At 61.6% G+C, this 21876-nt stretch carries 25 protein-coding genes; 3 read left to right on the top strand and 22 right to left on the bottom strand.

Going from position 1 to position 21876, the window contains the following annotated elements; all coding sequences use genetic code 11:
- Nucleotides 1–29: 29 nt before the first annotated feature.
- The 13 genes from KMZ29_RS08300 to nifH all read right to left on the bottom strand — a co-directional run bounded on the left by KMZ29_RS08300 (nt 30) and on the right by nifH (nt 10789).
- A complete protein-coding gene (locus KMZ29_RS08300) occupies nt 30–458 on the bottom strand; it encodes a CBS domain-containing protein (protein WP_249779858.1) in 429 nt (142 codons plus the stop codon).
- Between the two features lie 53 nt (nt 459–511).
- On the bottom strand, nt 512–1006 hold the full coding sequence (locus KMZ29_RS08295; protein WP_215623251.1) for an aminoacyl-tRNA deacylase: 495 nt from the start codon (nt 1004–1006) through the stop codon (nt 512–514).
- Nucleotides 1007–1256: 250 nt separating this feature from the next.
- The gene (hmuQ, locus tag KMZ29_RS08290) at nt 1257–1589 is read right to left on the bottom strand and encodes a heme-degrading protein HmuQ (protein ID WP_215623250.1); all 333 of its coding nucleotides are present in this window, start codon (nt 1587–1589) and stop codon (nt 1257–1259) included.
- A gap of 68 nt (nt 1590–1657) precedes the next feature.
- Nucleotides 1658–1990, bottom strand: coding sequence for a heat shock protein HspQ (gene hspQ, locus KMZ29_RS08285; RefSeq protein WP_215623249.1), 333 nt, complete (start codon nt 1988–1990; stop codon nt 1658–1660).
- Between the two features lie 30 nt (nt 1991–2020).
- The gene (fdxB, locus tag KMZ29_RS08280) at nt 2021–2320 is read right to left on the bottom strand and encodes a ferredoxin III, nif-specific (RefSeq protein ID WP_215623248.1); all 300 of its coding nucleotides are present in this window, start codon (nt 2318–2320) and stop codon (nt 2021–2023) included.
- Between the two features lie 18 nt (nt 2321–2338).
- Nucleotides 2339–2539, bottom strand: coding sequence for a CCE_0567 family metalloprotein (locus KMZ29_RS08275; protein ID WP_215623247.1), 201 nt, complete (start codon nt 2537–2539; stop codon nt 2339–2341).
- Between the two features lie 7 nt (nt 2540–2546).
- Entirely contained in the window at nt 2547–3017 is a 471-nt protein-coding gene (locus KMZ29_RS08270) for a NifX-associated nitrogen fixation protein (RefSeq protein WP_215605572.1), read from the bottom strand.
- Nucleotides 3018–3025: 8 nt separating this feature from the next.
- Entirely contained in the window at nt 3026–3427 is a 402-nt protein-coding gene (gene nifX / locus KMZ29_RS08265) for a nitrogen fixation protein NifX (RefSeq protein ID WP_215605571.1), read from the bottom strand.
- Nucleotides 3428–3454: 27 nt separating this feature from the next.
- On the bottom strand, nt 3455–4843 hold the full coding sequence (gene nifN / locus KMZ29_RS08260; RefSeq protein ID WP_215623246.1) for a nitrogenase iron-molybdenum cofactor biosynthesis protein NifN: 1389 nt from the start codon (nt 4841–4843) through the stop codon (nt 3455–3457).
- 9 nt (nt 4844–4852) lie between these two features.
- Nucleotides 4853–6538: a nitrogenase iron-molybdenum cofactor biosynthesis protein NifE gene (gene nifE / locus KMZ29_RS08255; RefSeq protein WP_215623245.1), complete on the bottom strand. Its 1686-nt coding sequence runs from the start codon at nt 6536–6538 to the stop codon at nt 4853–4855.
- 126 nt (nt 6539–6664) lie between these two features.
- Nucleotides 6665–8224 (bottom strand): nitrogenase molybdenum-iron protein subunit beta, encoded by a 1560-nt coding sequence (nifK, locus tag KMZ29_RS08250; RefSeq protein WP_215623244.1) that lies wholly within the window; start codon nt 8222–8224, stop codon nt 6665–6667.
- Nucleotides 8225–8301: 77 nt separating this feature from the next.
- Nucleotides 8302–9804: a nitrogenase molybdenum-iron protein alpha chain gene (nifD, locus tag KMZ29_RS08245; protein ID WP_215623243.1), complete on the bottom strand. Its 1503-nt coding sequence runs from the start codon at nt 9802–9804 to the stop codon at nt 8302–8304.
- A gap of 82 nt (nt 9805–9886) precedes the next feature.
- Nucleotides 9887–10789 carry a nitrogenase iron protein gene (gene nifH / locus KMZ29_RS08240; RefSeq protein ID WP_215605566.1) on the bottom strand — a complete coding sequence of 301 codons (903 nt, stop codon included), beginning with the start codon at nt 10787–10789 and terminating at the stop codon, nt 9887–9889.
- A 426-nt stretch (nt 10790–11215) separates the two neighbouring features.
- Here nifH and KMZ29_RS08235 point away from each other — a divergent pair, with 426 nt between their 5' ends.
- Both KMZ29_RS08235 and KMZ29_RS08230 read left to right on the top strand, forming a co-directional pair.
- Nucleotides 11216–11659, top strand: coding sequence for a response regulator (locus KMZ29_RS08235; RefSeq protein WP_215623242.1), 444 nt, complete (start codon nt 11216–11218; stop codon nt 11657–11659).
- A gap of 59 nt (nt 11660–11718) precedes the next feature.
- Nucleotides 11719–12195, top strand: a complete 477-nt coding sequence (locus tag KMZ29_RS08230) for a SufE family protein (RefSeq protein WP_215623241.1) — start codon at nt 11719–11721, stop codon at nt 12193–12195.
- Here KMZ29_RS08230 and KMZ29_RS08225 read toward each other — a convergent pair.
- The 9 genes from KMZ29_RS08225 to KMZ29_RS08185 all read right to left on the bottom strand — a co-directional run bounded on the left by KMZ29_RS08225 (nt 12192) and on the right by KMZ29_RS08185 (nt 20986).
- Nucleotides 12192–12539 carry a nitrogen fixation protein NifZ gene (locus KMZ29_RS08225; RefSeq protein WP_215623240.1) on the bottom strand — a complete coding sequence of 116 codons (348 nt, stop codon included), beginning with the start codon at nt 12537–12539 and terminating at the stop codon, nt 12192–12194. The two genes, KMZ29_RS08230 and KMZ29_RS08225, sit on opposite strands and share 4 nt — an antisense overlap.
- Entirely contained in the window at nt 12536–13777 is a 1242-nt protein-coding gene (locus KMZ29_RS08220) for a cysteine desulfurase (protein WP_215623239.1), read from the bottom strand. Before KMZ29_RS08220 ends, KMZ29_RS08225 begins: the two co-directional genes overlap by 4 nt.
- A 4-nt stretch (nt 13778–13781) precedes the next feature.
- A complete protein-coding gene (gene sufD, locus KMZ29_RS08215) occupies nt 13782–15113 on the bottom strand; it encodes a Fe-S cluster assembly protein SufD (protein ID WP_215623238.1) in 1332 nt (443 codons plus the stop codon).
- A 5-nt stretch (nt 15114–15118) separates the two neighbouring features.
- Nucleotides 15119–15877, bottom strand: coding sequence for a Fe-S cluster assembly ATPase SufC (gene sufC / locus KMZ29_RS08210; RefSeq protein ID WP_215623237.1), 759 nt, complete (start codon nt 15875–15877; stop codon nt 15119–15121).
- Between the two features lie 37 nt (nt 15878–15914).
- Nucleotides 15915–17411, bottom strand: a complete 1497-nt coding sequence (sufB, locus tag KMZ29_RS08205) for a Fe-S cluster assembly protein SufB (protein WP_215623236.1) — start codon at nt 17409–17411, stop codon at nt 15915–15917.
- Nucleotides 17412–17414: 3 nt separating this feature from the next.
- Nucleotides 17415–17624 (bottom strand): hypothetical protein, encoded by a 210-nt coding sequence (locus KMZ29_RS08200; protein WP_215623235.1) that lies wholly within the window; start codon nt 17622–17624, stop codon nt 17415–17417.
- A 12-nt stretch (nt 17625–17636) separates the two neighbouring features.
- Nucleotides 17637–17831, bottom strand: coding sequence for a 4Fe-4S binding protein (locus KMZ29_RS08195; RefSeq protein ID WP_212423320.1), 195 nt, complete (start codon nt 17829–17831; stop codon nt 17637–17639).
- A 281-nt stretch (nt 17832–18112) separates the two neighbouring features.
- The gene (gene nifA, locus KMZ29_RS08190; RefSeq protein WP_215623234.1) at nt 18113–19858 is read right to left on the bottom strand and encodes a nif-specific transcriptional activator NifA; all 1746 of its coding nucleotides are present in this window, start codon (nt 19856–19858) and stop codon (nt 18113–18115) included.
- Nucleotides 19859–20146: 288 nt separating this feature from the next.
- Nucleotides 20147–20986: an SDR family NAD(P)-dependent oxidoreductase gene (locus KMZ29_RS08185; RefSeq protein WP_215624190.1), complete on the bottom strand. Its 840-nt coding sequence runs from the start codon at nt 20984–20986 to the stop codon at nt 20147–20149.
- Between the two features lie 320 nt (nt 20987–21306).
- Between KMZ29_RS08185 and KMZ29_RS08180 the strand changes: the two genes are divergently transcribed.
- The gene (locus tag KMZ29_RS08180; protein ID WP_215623233.1) at nt 21307–21534 is read left to right on the top strand and encodes an FmdB family zinc ribbon protein; all 228 of its coding nucleotides are present in this window, start codon (nt 21307–21309) and stop codon (nt 21532–21534) included.
- Nucleotides 21535–21876 lie beyond the last annotated feature (342 nt).

Raw genomic sequence — 21876 nt, 5'->3', positions numbered from 1 at the left:
GATCGTATGCAGCCGCCCACGGCGGCTGTTCACCCGTGGATGTAGTGTACGAGCTGATCAATCGTGAACTTCTGATCGCCGATTATGCTCTTGACAAGGTCGCCGATCGAAACAATGCCAACCAGCTTCTTTCCCTCGAACACCGGCAGATGACGCACGCGCTTATCGCTCATGAGGGCCATGCACTGCTCAACGGTTTGTTCCGGCCGCGCAATGACGACGCGTCTTTCCATGATGTCCCGCACGGGCGTTGCGGGAGACGTCTTGCCCTTGAGAACAACATTCCGCGCATAGTGCCTTTCGGTGATGATGCCAACGAGCTTGTCGTCTTCCATTACCAGCAGCGATCCCACGTCCTTTTCGGCCATCTTCGCCACGGCATCGAAGACGGTAGCATCCGGGTGAATAGACCAGATCTTCCTGCCCTTATGATCAAGCAGCTGTCGCACCGAAGTCATTCGAATCCTCCCTCGGACACTAGCTGCCGGCGAGATTCCTGAACCAAGGCAGCTTACTCCCAAACAATGGAACTGCCAGGCAGCTTCTCGCTAAAGCGGCCGTGTCGTGCGCTTGCCACCAGGTGAGCAAACTGCGCATGACTCATATGGAGCAGCGTCTCGTGATCGCCCGCCTCCATATAGATCTCCGGCTGCGCCTCGATGCTGTCGTCCACGATGAGCGGCAGTGCATAACAGTGACCGAGGGGTGGAACTGCCCCATGCGCGCAATCCGGGAACAGCCGATCGATCTCGGACTCCCCGGCCATTTCAACGTCCTCGCCAAGCTGGTTCCTCAAAGCCGAAAGGCGAAGGTGACGCGATGCCGGCAGGACGGCCAGCAAGTAGCCGGCATCGCGCCGCAGCACGATCGCCTTGGCCAAACAGTCCCCCGAAATCCGGCACGCCTCGGCGGTACGCGCGGACGACATGGTGGGGTCATGCGGGATCACATCGTATTGAATGTTTTCCGCAGTCAAATATCGCTGGAGTGTGGGAGCTATGGACATGATGGACCTCCGTTGCAGCATGCAAGCTTCGCATCCGTGCCCCCAGGAAACCAACGAGTCTAAGCGCTGGTTCCCTCCTGCATTGATCCATGTCAATGTCGTCCAAATTCGCATAAGCCGCCCGGCCTGCTCGCGTCCTCCAGAGGAGGGCCGGAGGCCGCCCGGAGCAACCAGTCGGCAGAACAATTCGGAGGGTCCCGGCGGGTCATTTTCAGACGAGACCGCCGCCGGCCACTTGCCGCCTTGCGAGTCATGCCGCCACGGTCTTGCCGCGTCCTACCGTCTGGAGCACCTCAAACCCCTCGAACTGCGGGGGCCCAAGATAGAGCGGCTTGTTGCCGCCTGCTCGACTGTGCGCGGCACGGAAGGCCTCGGATTTCGTCCACGCTTCAAAGGTAGCAAAATCTTCCCAGACCGTATGAGAAGCGTAAAGCGTGTGATCCTCAGCTTCGGGACCTCTGAGAAGGTGAAACTCGACAAAGCCCGGCACCTTGTCGAGATGGCTGTCGCGTGAAGCCCAAACGTGTTCAAAATCCGCTTCAGATCCCTTGGCAACACGGAATCGGTTCATGGCGATAAACATTGGGGACGTCTCCTGAGCCTGACAGGGTTCGATCCTAACACGACTTGGTTCGCGGGATCACTATTGCGCTAGTTGATCATCACGTTGCGCCAGCGATAGCCGCCGTTCTCATCGCGCGCGAACAGATGGTCGAGCTGCGGATGACTGACCGGCTCGTCGGTCGGATCGGGCATCAGGTTCTGCTCGGAGACGTAGGCGATATAGGGGTTCTGGTCGTTCTCGGCGAACAGGTAGTAGAACGGCTGGTCCCGGCGTGACCGCAACTCGACAAGAATCGCGTCGTGCGTTCCGCTGCAGTCGGCAAATTCCGGATCGACATCGAACACCACGCCGCGGAACTCATAAACGCGGTGGCGGATGACCTGGCCGATACCGAATTTGGCGAAGGACGTCTTGCTCATGATGGCCCGGAAGTGCTCGCTCTTTCTGCGTCAGCCCGTCGTAGCGGGCGCCAGGCCGTGAGTCTGGCAACTGGTCGGACAGACCCGGGCGCAGGCGCCACAGCCGATACAGGCTCCGTCGTCATTCATCACCATGATCTTCTTCTCAATCTCGTCGTCCTCGTCATCGTCGAGCGCGACGAGCTCCCCCTCCTCGTTCAGACCCTTCAGGGTCATCACGTCACGGCCGCAAACCTTGAAGCAGCGGCCGCAGCCGATGCATTTCTTCTCGTCGATGGCGAGCAGATATGCCGGGTTCCAGTCGCGGCCGTCGCGGGTTGCATTGGACATGATGCGAGCGCCTTCGCGTTAAGCCGATTCGAGACTCTTCAAGGCCGCGCGCTTCTGCTCCAGCTCGGCGAAGGCGTCGTGGGCCCGCTGCGCCACGCTCAGGATCGACTCCCATTGCAGCGGCAACTCCTCGGACAGGTCATGCAGGTCCATCTTGGCCTGCGTCGCCTTCGCGGACAGTTTCTTGATTTCGGCCTTCAGCGTTTCCAGATCACTCATGGTCCCCTCAATAATCAGCAACAGGCCTGAACTTCTCGATCATCTCGACGCCGGCCTTGACGTATTTTTCGCCCTCCTCGGCCAGCTTGCCGAGATTGTCGAATCCGAAACGGTGAACGTCGCGCAGCTGCTTGTTGACGACGATCAGCCGCCCCCCGATCAGGACCATGCGGCCGAATCCTTCGTGGCTCATCTTCAGCATCGGGGAGATCATGACGCCGGTCGCGCGCTCGATCGACAGCGCCACCGCGTTGAAAAACAGCTCCATCCGCCAGATGGTTTCCGGATCGGGATCGCCGATGATCGGCAGCGCGCGGCGCGCTTCCTTGTCCAGGATGTACGGCTCAAGCAGCGTGAGGTCGCTCTTGCCCTCCCATGCGCCGTGGGAGTCCTGGGCCCGCCATATCTTGATGAGCTCCTTGACGAACGGCGCCTCCGCCGCGGGCGTGGGTTCGAGTACTGCAGCAATCTCGGCCATGGTCTTCCCTAATCCTGATCTTCGAAATCGAGGGTTCGTTCCTGGTCCTTCAACAGCGCCTTGCGCAACCAGGGCGGGGGCGTGCCCTTCAGGACATCCTCCAGCTTGCCGAGCAGATCCGTGATCTCCTCGGGTTGATTGACCTTCATCGGATGGATGTTGTTCGCGACCACCCTTGCCGCACCGGAGCCTCCGATGGCGGCGACGTACAGGATGGCGCAATCCTTGATCGCCTCGATCTTCGGCGCCAGCTTGTCCTCGTTGCCGTCCTCCTTGAGATCGCCGTCGAACTGGACGGCTTCGAGGAAGCGGTGCCCCTGCGGGCCGATCTCATAGATCGCGATGTTCTTGGCCCAGCCGAAATGAGCGTCGACGCGCTTCAAGTCCTGGGTCGCGAATGCGATTTTCATGGCGTCGTCCTTCCTCTCGTGTGTCGGTCAGTGCAGCGAGGCCGCGACACCCTCGCCAGGGGCGCCGGCGCCCTCGATCCGCCAGGTGTCGGGCGTCGGCTGGCGATTGTCCTCGTGGTCGGCGATGATGAGATTGGCGATGTCGAAGATCAGATCCCGGGTGCCCCGATAGCCGACCGAAAGCTGGTGTCCGGCGCCGAGCCGATCGAACATCGGAAAACCCGCGCGATAGAATGGAATCTTCAGCCGCTCCGCCGCCTGGCGGCCGTGCGAATGGGCGATGAGCAGATCGCAGCCCCGGTCCTTGGCAAGGTTCTCGAGATCCTCGAGGTCGCCGATCAATACTTCCTCGGTCTTGATCCGCTCCAGCACCGGCGACTGCGTCGTCGTCACCGCCGCCGTCACCTTGGCCCCCATCTCCTGCAGCATGCTAGAGAGATCGAACAGCAGATCCGGCTCGGCGCCGATCGCAAGCTTCCGGCCGCCGATATGAAAATGCGCGTCCAGCATGGCGTCGGCCAGTTGGCCGCGCTGACGCCGGTATTTCAGCGGCACCGGCCGGCCACTGATCTCGCTCAGAAACACCAGGAATTCGTCATTGGGAAGGAGACCGCACAGCCGCTCGAACAGCTTGAAGGGCGTTCCCGTCTTCTTCTCCATGGCCTCCGCAGCGCGCCGCATCTGGGCGCCGATGGCGATGGTCCAGGAGGCGAGGCCCATGGTGGCCACCTCCTCGACGCCGATGCCGCCGATCGTCGTCGGCACGAACTCCTCAGGAATGTGTCCGTCGAGCGAGCCTGCGAGATCGGGGAGGAACGAGGGCTCGAGCCCGAAATCCTCGATGATCGTCCTGATCTCGTCGATATCTCCCGGCGTGAGGTGACATCCGGGGAGAACATTGACCTGTTTGGGATCACGTCGAGCAGCCGTCTTCGGCGTCTCGACCAGCACCTCGACCATGCGTGCGACGGTCTTCTCCCAGCCGTCCTGGAACGCATCCTTGAAGTCGGGCGTCGGGACATAGACCAATGGGAAGGTGGCGAGTTGCGGATGCTTCTGCCGGATTAGCCTGATGTAGCCTTCGACATCGTCGCCCTTGGTCTCGGTCACGCCCGTCGAGCAGATGCCGATGATCTCCGGCTTGGTCCGGTTATAGATGTTGAGGATGGCTTGCTCGACGTTCTCATAGCCGCCGAGCACGGTCGCGACTTCGCTCATCGCCGTGGTCTGCAGCGGCACGGCTTCCTTGAAATGCCGAACGAAGAGCGTCAGTCCAAAGGACGTGCATCCCTGCGAGCCGTGCAGAAGCGGCATCGACCCGCGCAGCCCCATGAAGGCGAACGCACCACCGATCGGCTGGCTCATCTTCAGCGGATTGACCGAGCAGGCCTTCTTGCCGACGGTGACGATCGCCATGGCGGGGCCCTACTCCGCCGCCTGCAGGACCGGAACCGCCGGCATTGCCGTGGCCGGCAACGCCGCCAGGATGTCCTCGATCCGCCCCGCGCATGCGCCGCAGCCTCCGGAGGCGTTGGTGTGTTGCTTGACGCCATCCCTCGTCGTCAGCGCATGCGCCGCGATCGCGTCCTCGATGGTGCCGAGATCGACTGTCTTGCAATGGCATATCTTCCTGGCGCGGCGGGCCTTTTCCGCCGCCTCCGGATCGGCGGCAAGCTCGGCGGCTTCGGCATCCATCTGCGCGATCGCCTTGGCCTGCCAATTCTTCCCGGCATTCTCCCACGGCGCCGGCCGGCGGAGCTGCTCCCACACCGGATTGAACAACGCCTTGTCGATTTCCGAGACCAGCTTCACCATGCCGACGTAACCCATATAGGCGTGGCTGCGCTCCTGGTTGATATCGAGCCAGGGCATCGCCGCCTTCAGGGCGACGAATTGCGACTTGCCGCCCGAGAGCATGATGTCGGCCTTGGCGTCCTTCAGCATCTTGTACATTTCGCGCGGCGTCATGTCGTCGATCATGTGGGCGTCCTGGCCCATCAGCTCCTTGATGCGCTCCTTGTCCTCCTTGGTCGATTTTTTGACGCTGGTACCGACCAGCTCGAGGCCGGCTTCCTGCAAGGCGGCAACCACCGACCACGACTTGACGCCGCCGGTGATCAGCAGGACCTTCTTGCCCGCAAAACGCGGCTTGTACGGCTCGATCGTAGCCCAGGCCTTTGCCTCCTCGCGGACGATCACCGCTTCGGTCCTCGCCATCAACTCGTCCGGCGCGCCGCGCTCGATCAGAAGCCGCGCAATTTCGCGCAAGGAGTCGCTGGTATCCTCGATGCCGTAGAACGATCCCTCGAAGAACGGGATGCCGTAGCGCTCTTCCATCTTGCGGGCGACATTGATCATCGCCTTGGAGCACACCATCATCGCCGCACGCGCACGGTGCGAATAGGCGACTTCGCGATACTTGCCGTCGCCCGAGATGCAGGAGAAAATACGAATGCCGAGTTCGTCGAGCAGCGGCTTCACCTGCCACAACTCGCCGGAGAGATTGTATTCCCCGATGATGTTGAGGTCATAGGGCGTGGTAAAGTCCGGCTCCTGCGTTCCGATCACGTGCTCGAGCAGCGCTTCGCCGGCGAGCTTGTTGCCGAGATTCTTCGGCCCGACGAAGCCGGGCGAGTTGACGGGAATGACCGGCTTGCCGAATTTCTGGCTGGCCGCCTTGCACACCGCGTTGATGTCGTCGCCAATCATGGCGGGAACGCAGGTCTGGTAGACGAAGACCGCCGGCGGGTCGTACTTCTCGATGATTTCCTTGACAGCCTTGTAGAGCCGCTTTTCGCCGCCGAACACGACGTCGGTCTCGTTGATGTCGGTGGTAAATCCCGTGCGCCAGATATTCGAGCCGGACGATTTGGCGCCGCGGTTGTCCCAGGAGTTTCCTTCGCAGGCGATCGGGCCGTGGACAAGGTGGGCAACGTCGGTCAGAGGCTGCAGCGCGATCTTGGCGCCGTCAAAGGCGCAACCGCCGGCGGCGCCGCCTGGCTGAAGCTGCTTGGTGCAGCCCTTCTTCCGCTCGGCCTCCGATTTGTTCGCGTTCTTGCCGCAGCCGGGCTCGTTGAACACATCCTGGATCGTGGCCGACAGCGAACTCATTCGTCTCTCCTATCCACAGAACGGCTTGCCCACGCCCCGACAGCGAAACCTTCGCCTTCGGTAGACCTGCCTCGCCGCCGGTCCCGATATGCCGGAGCGGCGGCGAGGCAGTTGTCGCGATCATCCCTAGCGGATGATGTCGAAGCTGTAGTCGGTCTTCGCGGGAACGTTGGTGTTCCTGTCGATCTCGTCGAAGATCTTGTCGAGGATCCACACCAGCACGTTCATCCCACCCTGGTAGCCCCAGACCGGATAGCGGTGATGGTGATGACGATCGAAGATCGGGAAGCCGATCCGGATCAGCGGCGTGCCGGTGTCGCGCTCCAGATACTTGCCGTAGGTATTTCCGATCAGGAAATCGACCGGCTCGGTGAACAGCAGCGAGCGCATGTGCCAGAGATCCTTGCCCGGATAGACGTGGCAATTCTGGCCGAACGGCGAACTGTCGAACACCGCCTGGACCTTTTCCGCCCATTGCTTGGTACCGTTCGTCGCCAGCACATGGGTGGGTTCGGCGCCGAGTTCGAGCAGGAATGCCGCCAGGCCGAGGCAAAGATCCGGATCGCCGTAGATCGCGAATTTCTTGCCGTGAATGTGCGCGCTCGAATCCGCCATTGCGTCGACCAGCCGTCCGCGCTCGCGGGCCAGCTGCTCCGGTATCTCCTTGCCGGAAATCCGCGACAGCGCCATGATGAAATCGTCGGTCGCCGACACCCCGATCGGGTGATTGAACGACACCACTTCCTGGCCGTGCCCGGCGATGAACGGCAGCGTCTTTTCAGTGGAATAGTGCTGCATCGAGATCGTCGCCTTGGCGTGGATCGCGTTCGCGGCATCCTCCAGCGTGGTGCCGCCGTCGTACATGCGGAACTCGCCGTCGGTCGGCGTATCGAACACGTCGCTGTTGTCGGCGAGAATCGTGTACTCGATTCCCATCGTCTCGAAGATGCGCTTGACCTCGCGGGTGTTGCCGACGGTGTAGCCGTCGAAACCGCCGATGAAGTTGATCTTCTCGTTCGGCTGGCGTTCCAGCTTGGGCGCGGTTCCCGCCTTGCCGTCCCAGAAATGCTCGATAATGCCCTTTAGCGCATTGTCATAGCCGGTGACATGGCTACCGACGAAGGCCGGCGTATGCGCGAACGGGACGTCGTATTCCGCAGGCACGGAACCCTTCTCTTTCGACGTCTTGATGAAGGCATTGAGGTCGTCGCCAATCACTTCCGCCATGCAGGTGGTGGAGACGGCGATCATCTTCGGCTTGTACATGCTGTAGGTATTGGCGAGGCCGTCGATCATGTTGTTGAGGCCGCCGAACACTGCGGCGTCTTCCGTCATCGACGATGAAACGCAGGAGCTCGGCTCCTTGAAATGCCGTGACAGGTGGCTGCGATAATAGGCGACGCAGCCCTGCGAGCCGTGAACGAAAGGAATGGTTCCTTCGAATCCCACCGCCGCGAATACCGCGCCGAGCGGCTGGCAGGCCTTGGCCGGGTTCACCGTCAAGGCTTCGCGCGCAAAATTCTTCTCGCGATATTCCGGCGTCTTGGCCCATTCGCGGATGCGCTCGACCTCGGCGGGATCGCGGGGGTTCTCGAACATCTTCTTCTTGTTCGCCAGCATCTGCTGGTATTCCGGACCGCGGAACAGCTCGAAATGGTCGAGCACGTGGTCTGCATTCTGCGTCATGGTGGCACCCTTTCAAAATTCGTGTGTCGATCCTGGCTGCCGGCTCCCCCGATCGAGGGGGAGCCGATGTGAGCCGGTTACTCCGCTGCCATCAGTGTAGGCTTCGGCGCCGCCTTCCAGGGCGGCGTGGCCTTCTTCCAGATCGGCGAGTTGATGGCCATGTCCATGTCGCGCGCGAAGATCGCGAACCCGTCATAGCCGTGGTAGGGACCGGAGTAGTCCCAGGAGTGCATCTGCCGGAACGGCACACCCATCTTCTGGAACACGTACTTCTCCTTGATGCCCGAGCCGACCAGATCCGGCTGGACCTTCTCGACAAACTTCTCGAACTCGTATCCGGTCACGTCGTCATAGATCAGCGTACCGTCCTTGACGTAGTGCTGGGCCGTGCGCTGGTAGTCGTCGTTGTGGCCGAATTCGTAGCCGGTGCCGACCACCTCCATGCCGAGGTCTTCATAGGCGCCGATCACGTGGCGCGGCCGCAGTCCGCCGACGAACAGCATCACGGTCTTGCCTTCGAGGCGCGGCCGGTATCTTGCGATCACCGCATCCATCAGCGGCTGGTACTTGGCGATGACGCGCTCGGCGCCTTCCTTGATCTTGTCGTCGAAGAAGCCGGCGATCTTGCGCAGCGACTCGGCGATCTTGCTCGGTCCGAAGAAATTGTACTCGCACCACGGAATACCGTACTTTTCTTCCATGTGGCGCGAGATGTAGTTCATCGAGCGGTAGCAGTGCAGCACGTTGAGCTTGGCCTTGGGGGTAGCTTCGAGCTCGGCCAGGCTGCCGTCGCCCGACCACTGGGCGATCACGCGCAGGCCCATCTCCTCGAGCAGGATGCGGGACGACCAGGCGTCACCGCCGATGTTGTAGTCGCCGATGATGGCCACGTCGTAGGGCGTCGGCTCGAACTTCGGCGGCGCGTCCGGAGCGATCTTGTCGAACACCCAGTCCCGGATCGAATCGTTGGCGATGTGGTGACCGAGCGACTGGGAGACACCGCGGAAACCTTCACAACGGACCGGGACGATGGTCTTGCCTTCGTATTCCTTCGACTTCTGCTTGGAGACGGCCTCGATGTCGTCGCCGATCAGGCCGATCGGGCATTCCGACTGCACGGTGATGCCGTTGTTGAGCGGGAACAGCTCCTGGATCTCGTCCATGATCTTGGCGAGCTTCTTGTCGCCGCCGAAGACGATGTCCTTCTCCTGGAAGTCGGAGGTGAACTGCATGGTGACGAAGGTGTCGATGCCCGTCGTGCCGATGTAGTAGTTACGCCGCGCCGCCCAGGAATACTGGCCGCAGCCCACCGGGCCGTGGCTGATGTGGATCATGTCCTTGATCGGGCCCCACACCACGCCCTTGGAGCCGGCATAGGCGCAGCCGCGGATCGTCATGACGCCGGGGACCGACTTGATGTTCGACTTCACGCCGCAATCGGACTTGCCTGCCTCATGCACGCTCAAGTGCTTGGCGCGGCGCTTCGCGGTCTTTTCCGGATATACCTTCAGAACGTCTTCGATCAGTTCCTTGTTGCGGGCCTTGATCTCTGCAACGCTCTGCGTCGTGGCTAAACTCATTTTGATTGTCCTCGCTTGATCGTTTGCGGTGCTTGGGTCCGGCCCCTCCCCAGGAGGGACCGGATATGAGCGATTGATGGCCTCAGGCCGCCGCGATCGCGGCTTCGGCGGCGAGTTCGGCAGCGGTCTTGCCGACGATGGCTTCGTCGACCGGCTTCATGATGCCGTGCTCCATCAGCATGTCCTCGAGTTCGTCCATGGTGATCGGGGTCGGGATGATGCCCTTGCCGCCGTTGTTGTGGATCTTCTCGGCGAGGCTGCGGTAGTGACCGGCCTGAACCGAGTCCGGGGCATACTCCAGAACGGTCATGCGGCGCAGTTCCGCGTGCTGCACGATGTTGTCGCGCGGCACGAAGTAGATCAGATGGGTGCCGAGCTTCTTGGCCATCGCTTCCGCCAGCTCGAGTTCCTTGTCGGTCTGGCGCTCGTTGCAGACCAGGCCGCCGAGGCGCACGCCGCCGGAATTGGCGTATTTCAGAATGCCCTTGGAGATGTTGTTGGCGGCATACATCGCCATCATCTCGCCGGACATCACGATGTAGATTTCCTGCGCCTTGTTCTCGCGGATCGGCATCGCGAAGCCGCCGCAAACGACGTCGCCGAGCACGTCGTAGGACACGTAGTCGATGTCCTCATAGGCGCCGTTCTCCTCGAGGAAATTGATCGAGGTGATGACACCGCGGCCGGCGCAGCCGACGCCGGGCTCCGGACCGCCGGACTCGACGCAGCGGATATCGCGGTAACCGACCTTCATGACCTCTTCGATCTCGAGGTCCTCGACGCTGCCGGCGGCCGCCGCCAGGCTGAGGATGGTGTCCTGCGCCTTGGCGTGCAGGATCAGGCGGGTCGAGTCGGCCTTGGGGTCGCAGCCGACGATCAGGATCTTGTGACCCATCTCCGCCAGCGCCGCCAGCGTGTTCTGCGAGGTCGTCGACTTGCCGATGCCCCCTTTGCCGTAAAACGCGATTTGTCGTAGTGCAGCCATTTTGTTCTCCTCGGTACCCGATTGCAGTTTCGCCAGTACACGCGAGCCGCGCAGCTCGATCTCGGTCGATCCCCATCGCGCGGCGCGGTTACGGACTTTGCTTTTCCGTCTTCGAGGGCTGGCAGCCAGCAACCATCGCCTTGCGCAAACATGGTTTGCAACGACTGTGCCAGCGCCGGCCGGCGATAAAATTTTCATTGATTCTAAATACATAACGGACTCGGACGGGGAACGAGACGCTTGTTGCAAACCCGACATAGCTGCCCGTCACCCGACGTCAGGTCGTGCACCTGTCTCAAACAAAACAACTTGGCGATCCGCGGACGCGAGAATTGACGCCGGGGCTGTGAAAACCAGTTGCAATCGGGCTTACCCGCCGCGGTACGGCGTTTGCTTGATGGACCGGATCAAGCCAGCGAGGACATCATGCGCACCCGTTTCGAACCCTCCCACCCGATCGCGACCGACCGCATCTTCGTGGTCGAGAGCGACGAGGTCATCCGATCGGCGCTCCAGTTCATCCTGGAGGACCACAGCGAGACCTACGGCTTCACGAGCCTCGATCAGGCCTTTGCCAAGGCCGCCGACCGGACGCCGGACGTCGTCCTGCTCGGGATCGGCTTTGTGCATGGCAACGGAGAAGGCGCTTTGGCCGAGGTCGCCAAGAGATTGCCCGGCGCGAAGATCCTGATCGTGGCGAATTCCGTCAACGACCCGCTCGCCATTGCCAGCCTGCAATGGGGGGCTCACGATGTGATGGGGAAACCCATCACCTTCGATTCCGTTCATTGCAAGGTTGATGCCCTGCTCGGGCACCACGACCTTTCCCCGACCATGCTTGGACTGATGCCATTATCGGCTGCGTGGTGACGGAAGGCGGAACGACGACAACATCCGCGAGGCGGCAGCGAACAGAGGCAGCGAAACCGATGGACCATTCACCTGCGGCAGATATTCCGGCGATCGATGACATCATCGACAACTTTTCGTTGCTCGACGAATGGGACGACCGCTATCGCTATGTCATCGAACTCGGCCGCGGCATGAGCCCGCTGTCCGAGTTTCAACGCACCGAAGCGAACAAGGTCCAGGGCTGCGCCAGCCAGGTCTGGCTGGCGACCACCGCTCGTTTCGATGACGCTCAACCCGTCCTCCACTTCCATGGCGACAGCGATGCCCACATCGTACGCGGGCTCGTTGCCATCCTGCTCGCAGTCGTCTCCGGCAAGCCGGCCAGCGAGATCCTGGCGGCCGACCCGATCGCATTGTTCGATCGCCTCGGCTTGCGCGAACATCTCACGCCGCAGCGCTCGAACGGATTTCGTTCGATGGTCGCACGCATCCGCAGCGATGCCCAGCAGGCGCTTTCGGATAGACCCACACTCGTTGCGATGCCGGATGGCTAGTATCGCTGGCTGACGCCTCGGCGCGCGGCGCGGGCCATCTCCCGGCCACGCATGATGACGACGGCCGCACGGGTAAGGAATTCGACCGTGTAGTAGCTTTCCCCCAGAAAACTCCACCTTTCGCGAACCATGCCCGCATCGCCCTGATACACCAGGGTCTCGCCGATATCCCTATGGGGATAGATCCCGTCATTTATGATCTGCGTCAGCGAACGCACCGCGTCGCCCGGCTTGAATTCGCCTTTGCCTACCACGCCTGGACCTCGCCCCACGCGTCGCCGGCGCGCGTCATGGACGACACGTCCGATTGTTGCGGGTTTCGGATTGGGGGTCTGGAAGCTCATGCGAAGAACTCCTGCGCCTTGGCGAGGGCACGCGCCAGAACGTCGACCTCGTCGTGGGTGTTATAGAGAGCGAACGATGCCCGGCAGGTCGCGGTGACGCCGAAGCGTTCCAATAGCGGCATGGCGCAATGCGTTCCGGCGCGGACCGCGATGCCGGCGCGATCGATCACGGTCGCGAAATCATGCGCGTGGGCGCTCTTCATTTCGAACGAAACGATGGCGCCCTTCTCGGCCGCAGTTCCGATGATACGCAGCGAATTGATCTCCCGCAGCCTGTCCTGAGCATAGGCAAGGAGTGAGCTTTCATGCGCCCTGATCCGGCTCTTACCGATGGAGTTGATGTAGTCGATGGCGGCGCCAAGCCCGATCGCCTGCACGATCGGGGGCGTCCCGGCCTCGAACCGGTGCGGCGGTTCACCGTAGCTGACGCGGTCCCGGTGCACCTCGCGAATCATCTCGCCGCCGCCGTTGAAGGGCGGCATCGCCGAGAGATGCTCGTGCTTGCCGTAGAGCGCGCCGATACCGGTCGGCCCGTACAATTTGTGACCAGTGATGACATAGAAATCGCAATCGATGTCGCGGACGTCGACATCCAGGTGCACGGAAGACTGCGCGCCATCGACGAGCACCGGGATTCCCCGCGCATGCGCGATCCGCACGACCTCCTTGACCGGCACGACGGTGCCTAGAACGTTCGACATCTGCGTGACGGCGACCATCTTGGTGCGCTCGGTCAACAGCTTCTCGAATTCGTCGATCAGGAAATTGCCGTCTTCATCCACCGGCGCCCATTTGATGACTGCGCCCTGGCGTTCCCGCAGGAAATGCCAGGGAACGATATTGGCGTGGTGCTCCATGATGGAGAGCACGATTTCATCGCCCGGCCCGATCCGCTCGCGCCCGAAGGTCTGGGCGACGAGGTTGATCGCCTCGGTCGCGCCCCGGGTGAAGACGATTTCATCGCTGCGCCCGGCATTCAGGAAGCCGGCAACCTTTTCCCGGGCGCCCTCGTAGCCCTCGGTTGCGGCGTTGGCGAGATAATGCAGACCGCGGTGGACGTTCGCGTATTCGGATGTATAGGCCTGCGTCAGGCGGTCCAGAACCGCCTTCGGCTTTTGGGCGGAAGCGGCATTGTCGAGGTAAACCAGCGGCTTGCCGTGGACCTGCATCCCGAGAATCGGAAAATCCTCGCGGACCCGGCCGACGTCATAGCTGCCATTCCTTACCGCCGGATGCATGGCGTCATCCTCGTTGCCCCAGCCAGGCCACCATGGCCTCCATCAACGCCTCGCGAAGGCCGTCATGCTCGATCGCCTCGACCACCTCGGCGGCAAACGCCTGGATCAGCAACGCCTCCGCCTCCTTTTGCGGGATGCCGCGGGCCATCAGGTAGAATTTGAGCTGGTCGTCGAGGGAGCCCGTCGTGGCGCCGTGACCGCACTGGACATCGTCGGCAAAGATCTCGAGCTCGGGTTTACCGTCGGCTTCCGCGCTGTCGGACAATAGCAGCGCGCGGGTCATCATCTTGGCGTCCGTCTTTTGCGCCTTTGGCCGGACCCTGATCTTGCCCTGGAACACGGCGCGGGCCTCATCGTCGACGACCGCCTTGAAGACCTCGCGGCTCTGGGAGCCAGCGGCGGCGTGGTCGACGGCAAGCGTGGTGTCGACATGCTGCCGGTCAGCCAGCAGGCTCAGGCCGCGCAAGTTCGCTTCGGTGCCCTCTCCGGCCAGCAGCACGAACTGTTGATTGCGAACCACGGCACCGCCGGACGTGAAACCGAGCTCATTGAACTTTGCCCGGGCACCGATATTGGCCAGCAGCGTCGCGACGTGGATGGCGGCGCTTCCCTCGCGCGTGATCTTGATATGATCGACCTGCGCCTCGTCGCCGACCACCAGCTGAAGCACGGTGTTGACCTGATAGTCCGATTGGTCGCGACCTTCATGGGTCTCGACAAAGGTGGCGCGGGCGCCGCCGCCGACCACTACCAGCGATCGCGTGACCATCGCGGCCGGCGCTGCGCCGGTATTGATGAAGACGAGGTGGACCGGCCTTTCGATGGTGACATTGGGCGAAACCGTGATCACGACGCCGTCGCCGGCCAGCGCGGTGTTGAGCGCGAGCGCCGGATCGTCGGCCGGAACCATCGGACCCAGGCCCTGCGACAACAGAGGCTCATCCAGAGCCAGCGCGTCTGCCATGGAACGAACAAGGAGACCGGTTTCGAGACCGTCGAGATCGGATAGTTGCGGCACGAACGAGCCGTTGAGGACGACCAAGCGCCTGAAGCCGAGTGCCGCAAACAAACCGCCCGCATCATGCGCACGCGCTTTTGCCTCGGCATCCGGTGGAGCAGCCAGCGGCTTGGCATCCCGCATCAACCGCCGCAGATCCGTGTATTTCCAGGCTTCCACCCGGGGGTGCGGCAGCCCGGAGAGCACAAAATGATTGAACGCGGCGGCGCGCACCGCCGATATATCGCTGCCGCCGGGCAGGCCCTGTCGCGACGTCGTGTAAACATCGACAAGACCGAGTTCGGCCTGCGTCCTGACGGGGCGGATTCCAGCGTTCATGACCGTCACGCCGCCTCGCCCTGATACTGCGCATACCCTGTCGCTTCGAGCTCGAGCGCGAGCTCCTTGCCGCCGGTCCTCACGATCCGTCCGGCAGAGAGCACGTGAACGACATCGGGCACGATATAGTCCAATAGCCGCTGGTAATGCGTGATCACGATCATGCCACGTTCGCTCGATCGCAACTGGTTGACGCCGTTGGCGACGATTTTCAAGGCGTCGATGTCGAGACCGGAGTCGGTCTCGTCGAGCACGCAGAGCAGCGGCTCCAGCAGCGCCATCTGCAGCGTCTCGTTGCGCTTCTTCTCGCCCCCGGAAAACCCGACATTGAGCGGCCGACGCAGCATCTCGGCATCGATGCCGAGCTTCCTGGCGATCTCGCGGACGCGCTTGAGCAGGTCCGGCGACGACAGCTCTTCTTCGCCGCGCTTGCGGCGCTGGGCGTTGAGCGCGGTGCGCAGAAACGTGACGGTGGCAACGCCGGGGATTTCCAGCGGATACTGGAACGCCAGGAACACGCCCTTGGCAGCGCGCTCGTCCGGCGACATCTCCAGCAGGTTCTCGCCCTTGAACAGGATTTCGCCGCCGGTGATCTCGTAGCCGGGCTTGCCGGCGAGCACATAGGACAGCGTCGACTTGCCCGCCCCGTTCGGTCCCATGATGGCGTGGATCTCGCCGGCGTTCACCGTGAGGTCCAGACCGTTGAGAATCTTCCGGCCGCCGATTTTGGCCTGAAGATTGCGGATTTCGAGCAGTGGCGTCATCGCGAAATGCCTCCGTTGCCTGTTTGAACCGGCACCATCATCCGACCGATCCTTCCAGCGAGATCGAGATCAGCTTCTGTGCTTCCACCGCGAATTCCATCGGCAGCTGCTGCAGCACGTCTCTGACGAAGCCGTTGACGACGAGGCCGACGGCCTCTTCCTGCGACAGCCCGCGCTGCACGCAGTAAAACAGCACATCCTCGGATATCTTCGACGTGGTGGCTTCGTGCTCGAATAGCGCGGAAGAATTCTTGGCCTCGATATAGGGCACGGTGTGCGCACCGCATTTGTCGCCGATCAACAAGGAATCGCACGCCGTAAAATTGCGCGCGCCGGTGGCCTTGCGATGGGCGGTGACGAGGCCGCGATAGGTATTCTGCGACACACCGGCGGCGATGCCCTTGCTGATGATCCGGCTGGTCGTGTTCTTGCCGAGATGGATCATCTTGGTGCCGGAATCGATCTGCTGGTGGCCGTTCGAAATCGCGATCGAATAGAATTCACCACGGGAATTATCGCCGCGCAGGAGGCAGCTCGGATATTTCCAGGTGATGGCCGAGCCGGTCTCGACCTGGGTCCAGGAGATCTTCGAATTGTTGCCGCGGCAGTCGCCCCGCTTGGTGACGAAATTGTAGATGCCGCCGACCCCTTCGGAATTGCCGGGGTACCAGTTCTGCACCGTCGAATATTTGATCTCGGCGTCGTCGAGCGTCACCAGCTCGACCACGGCGGCGTGCAACTGGTTCTCGTCGCGCTGCGGCGCGGTGCAGCCTTCGAGGTAGCTGACATAAGCGCCCTTGTCGGCGATGATCAGGGTGCGCTCGAACTGGCCGGTGTTGCGCTCGTTGATGCGAAAATACGTCGACAGCTCCATCGGGCAGCGCACGCCCGGCGGCACATAGACGAACGAGCCGTCGGAGAACACCGCCGAGTTCAGCGTGGCGAAATAGTTGTCCGAGGTCGGCACCACCGTGCCGAGATATTTCTGTACCAGCTCGGGATACTCGCGGATCGCCTCCGAGATCGGCATGAAGATCACGCCGGCCTGCTTCAATTCCTTCTGGAAGGTGGTGGCAACCGACACTGAATCGAATACCGCGTCGACCGCGATACGGCGTTCGCCGGAGGCGCTCTCGCCCTCCTTGCGCACTACGCCTTCGAGCATCTCGACTTCGCGCAAGGGAATACCGAGCTTCTCGTAGGTCTTCAGGATTTCCGGATCGAGCTCGTCGAGAGAGCCGATCGTCTTCTTCGGCTTCGGCGCCGAGTAGTAGTAGAGATCCTGGTAATCGATCTTGGGATAGTCGACGCGGGCCCATTTCGGCTCGGTCATGGTCAGCCAGCGCCGGTAGGCTCCGAGCCGCCACTCCAGCATCCAGGCCGGTTCGTTCTTTTTCGCCGAGATGAAGCGGACGATATCTTCCGATAGCCCCTTGGGGGCCTTATCGGACTCGATCTCGGTGACGAACCCGTATTTGTATTGCTCGACGTCGACGCTGCGAACCCGCTCGACGGTTTCCTGCACGGCTGCCATTCGTCACTCCACCCGCGGATTGGCTGCCGGATCGTGCCCGGCATGCCAATTCGCATTCAAATCCAGGACGTGACCTCGGCGCGTCCGTGTCACTACGCCCGCAATCACCCGGCGCACGCGCAACTCCTCACCAGCGACCAGCGCCATCAGAACTCGTCCAAACCACGCAATGACCCCGCTCGATACCCTGGCGTTGCTGCTGTGGTTTGCCATCGCGGCCACTCCTTACGCGGGCACGCAGGTATTTTCGACCGGACAAACCACCGCGCATTGCGGCGTGTCGAAATGCCCGACGCATTCGGTGCATTTCTTCGGATCGATAATGTACATATCGTTCTTGAGACGGATGGCGGCGTTGGGACACTCGAATTCGCAAGCGCCGCATACCGTGCATTGCGAGGCGATGATTTTGTAGGCCATCTCGTGACTCCGAAGGCGCGTCGATGCCGGACGGCATCTCCCTTTCAAGCAGCGTGCCAGAAGTCAGGTCCTTGATTTGCAACCGATATTTGCGGTTGGCGCCGATCAGCGCCCTGTCGCGCCCACGACAGGCTGTCGCAACTACGACAGTCAGGGTTAGAGCATTTCAAGCGAAAGCCTGCCCCGGATTCGATCCGGTGTGGGTAGTCGTTCGCATCAAGAAAATGCGACAAGCCGGGGATCCGGAATCCCGTATCGATCTATCGCGACGAAGGCGCTAGCTAGAGGTGCTTGACCTCAATGCCATGCTTCTTCAAAGCATAGCCGATCTGGCGCGGCGTCAATCCGAGAATGCGGGCGGCCTTGGCCTGGACCCAGCCGGACTTCTCCATCGCCGCAATGAAACGATCCCTTTCGGACATCTGTTCCCAATTCGCTTCCGTCGAACCCGCAGGCCTTGCAACGAAGGCCGTCGCGGGCTGACTTGACGATGTCGAGCTGCTCGCGGCGCTGGCCGCAGTGGCGACCGGCAACACCGGAAGCGGGATCGCGGGCCGCAACCGCTGCGGCGCTACTTCCGAATGGCCTTTCCACAACATGGCGGACAGGCATTCGTTTCGGCGGCAGGCGAAATCCTCCATCACGATCGAAGGACCATGCGCCAATGTCGCGGTCCGCTGGACGCAATTCTCAAGTTCGCGGACATTGCCTGGAAAGCCGCAGCCCATCAGCACTTCCATCGCCGTCGCGTCGAAGGTCAGGGTCCGGCCGTTCTCGCCGTTAAAGCGCCTCAGGAATTCGCCGGCAAGCTGCGGGATGTCGCTGCGCCGCTCGCGCAGCGGCGGCATCAGGATCGGCACCACGCTGATGCGATAATAAAGGTCGGCGCGGAATTCCTTGCGGGCGACCGCTTCCTCGAGATTCCTGTTGGTAGCCGTGACCACGCGCACGTCGACCTTGATGGTGTGATTGCCGCCAACCCGCTCGAATTCCTGTTCCTGAAGCACGCGCAGAAGCTTGGCCTGGAAAGCGGGCGAGATCTCCCCGATTTCGTCGAGGAAAAGCGTACCCTTGTCGGCGAGTTCGAAGCGCCCCTTGCGCGCATTGAGCGCGCCGGTAAACGCTCCCTTTTCATGACCGAACAGCTCGGACTCCAGGACCGATTCCGGCAATGCGGCGCAATTGATCTTGATGAACGGGCCTTTCGCGCGCGGCGACAGCTCGTGAATGGCCTTGGCGATCAGTTCCTTGCCGGTGCCGGATTCGCCGCGCAACAGCACGGTAGAATTGGATTTCGCCACGATCGTGATCTGCTCGAGCAGCGAACGCAGAGCCGGACTGTCTCCGACGATGCCCTTGATGTGAACCTTCCGGCGCTCCCGCGCCGGCTTCAGCTCTGACAGCTCCTTCTGCAAACGGTAACTCTCGGCCATCAGCCGGTCTCGGTCGCGCGAGACCACGCGGTAGAGCTGCACCGTCTGTCCAATCAGATTGGCAATCATCGTCAGGAAGCGCACATCGGTGTCGAGCCGAAATACCGATCGACCGTCCCAGACGCGATCGATGGTCAATGTGCCGACGACCTTCGCGCCGATCCGGATCGGCACTCCGATGAACGATACCCTGACATCCCCGTCCGCTCCCAGCGCGGCCGCATCGGTCTTGAACAACGGATGCGTGGCGACATCCTCCGCAACCAGCGGAACCGCGGTCGCTACGATCTGCCCGATCGCCGTTTCCGGCAGGCGCGCGCGGTAGCGTTCGTCGGTTCCCTCATTCCAGCCAACACCGACCGTGACGTCCGGGACATCGTCGTCCGCGAGCAGCGAAATGACGCCGTGCCGCATCTGCAGGAACGACGACAGAACGTTGAGGACGTTCGAAAGAGTCGTCTCGAGCCTGTTCGGCGCGTTCAGGATTTTGGAGATCTCGTAGATTCCGGTCAGCGCTATCTCACTGAGCGGAATCACCGGCGGGCTGGGCCGTGTTTCCAGGCTTTCGGCAAAAGATGTATCAGCATGCGCCATGGCGGTCTCTCCAACGTCCTGGACTTTCCCCGCCGACTTTTCTGAAGGATTCCTGATATCCTGTCCCATCTTCATTGAATTGTCGTGCCCAAGTTCACCGCAATCCTGCCGAACAAACGAGCGTGGATTTGTCCGCCTTCCATCCGCCTCAGCACCATGGCCGCCCCTGCAATTGTTGACGAATCCGGCCGTTCCGGCCGTCATGGCGGCGCCCGCATCAATCTGGAACAATGCGTGACGATTAAACTATCGGCACCGGCTCGCTCCTTTTTCTCCGAACCGGAACCGCTAGACGTGTTGACCGCCGTTGATCTTGATTTCCTCGCCGGTCACGTAGCTTGCCGCTTCCGAGCATAGAAAGAAGATCACCTTGGCCACCTCGTCCGGCGAGCCGATCCGGCCCATGGGAATGACGGGAGCAAGCCGGGCTTCCGTCTCCGGCGACAGAATATCGGTCTTGATCTCGCCCGGCGCTATCGCGTTCACCCGGATGCCGTGGGGCGCAAAGTCATGCGCCATCTCCCGGGTAAGACAGGCGAGAGCGGCTTTCGACGTTGCGTATGCCGTACCCGCAAACGGATGCACGCGCGAGCCGACGATGGACGTTACGTTGACGACTGTGCCGGAGCCGTCTTTCAACTCGTCGAACAAGCCACGCGCGAGAAGAATCGGCGCCAGAAAATTGACGTGGAAAACGTTCATCCACATGTCGACCGGTGTCGTCAGCGACGTAAGACGGCCCCCGTCGCAATCCTTCGGAGAGAATCCGGCATTGTTGACGAGCGCATGCAGCGGCATGCCGCCGAGCCGCGCCCTGATGTCCGCCAGCGCGCGCGGCATGGAACGGTGATCGCCGAGGTCTATTTGAATGTGGTCATCTGATCCGGCATCCCAGGGGCAGAGCCCGCTGTCGAAAGGTTGCCGCGAACATGTGATGATCCTCCAGCCGGCTTCCGAAAACAGTTTCACCGTTGCATGGCCGATGCCGCGCGAGGCACCGGTTAGCACCATGGTCTTTTGCTCGACTGACGGCCGCTCGATCCGGGAGGGCGCGCTGGGAAACGGACAGAGCACAGTATTCTCCAAGGCCGATCCCAGTTTCGGATCACCGGTCGGGTAGGCGCGCATATCGATAGTCATGGCTGCGTCGCGCGGGTTCGCAACGTGCAAATGTCGGATCTGGAGTTGAGGGTTTGCACGATCCGGGCCAAGCGACCGAAATCGACTTTTTATCGCGGAAGCTGCCCGATTGGATGAAGGACAATCCGATTTTGAAGCATCGGATGATTCGGAATGTCGATGTTCCGACATTCTGTATTCTTCAGAACAATGCGCCCGCTGGTGGAAAGTACCTGAATCCATGCACGATCGGGCTGCGCCTCGAACTGGTCCGGTTCCTGCACTCCTGTCGCCGTTGACGATCTCCAGCGTGAACGGAACACGAGGCCATGCCGCTCTATAGTTATCACTGCGGAAAATGCGACAAGGACGTGGAGTTGCTGATCGGCTTTTCTGACACGCCCGTCTGTCCTGCCTGCGGCAGCCAAAAACTCGAACGCCTGCCGTCCCGCACGGCGCTGCCAGGGAAGATGCGTGCCCTCGCCAGGTCCGCGCGAGCGCAGGCGGCGCGCGAGGGGCATTTGAGCAACTTTGGTCGCTCCGAACGCCGCCATTGACGGTTCGGGCCTCCGCGCCAGTCGAGAATCGCGACGTCGGGTGCCAAATCCCGCATCGCTTTGATGCAGCTCGCGCCATCACTGCAAGACGCCACGATCTTGAAGTCAAACTGAGCCGCGAACAGGGACGTTAAACCCTGCAGAACGACGGGATCGCGGTCCGCGATCACCAAACGAGTGCAGCGCATGGGCGGTCCTAGGCCTGCCCCCTTACGTATAACCTACGCTCCCAAGCATCTTCCCAAAAGGATCCCCCGCGCAGGCATTCTTTTCAAGGACACGCAACACGGGTTGCTGCATCGCAAACAGATAGATTGGCAGCAATAGTAAAATAACTGTGAG

This window comes from Bradyrhizobium sediminis (assembly GCF_018736085.1).
Classification (GTDB): Bacteria; Pseudomonadota; Alphaproteobacteria; order Rhizobiales; family Xanthobacteraceae; genus Bradyrhizobium; species Bradyrhizobium sediminis.
This window is presented reverse-complemented; position numbering and strand designations above follow the sequence as displayed.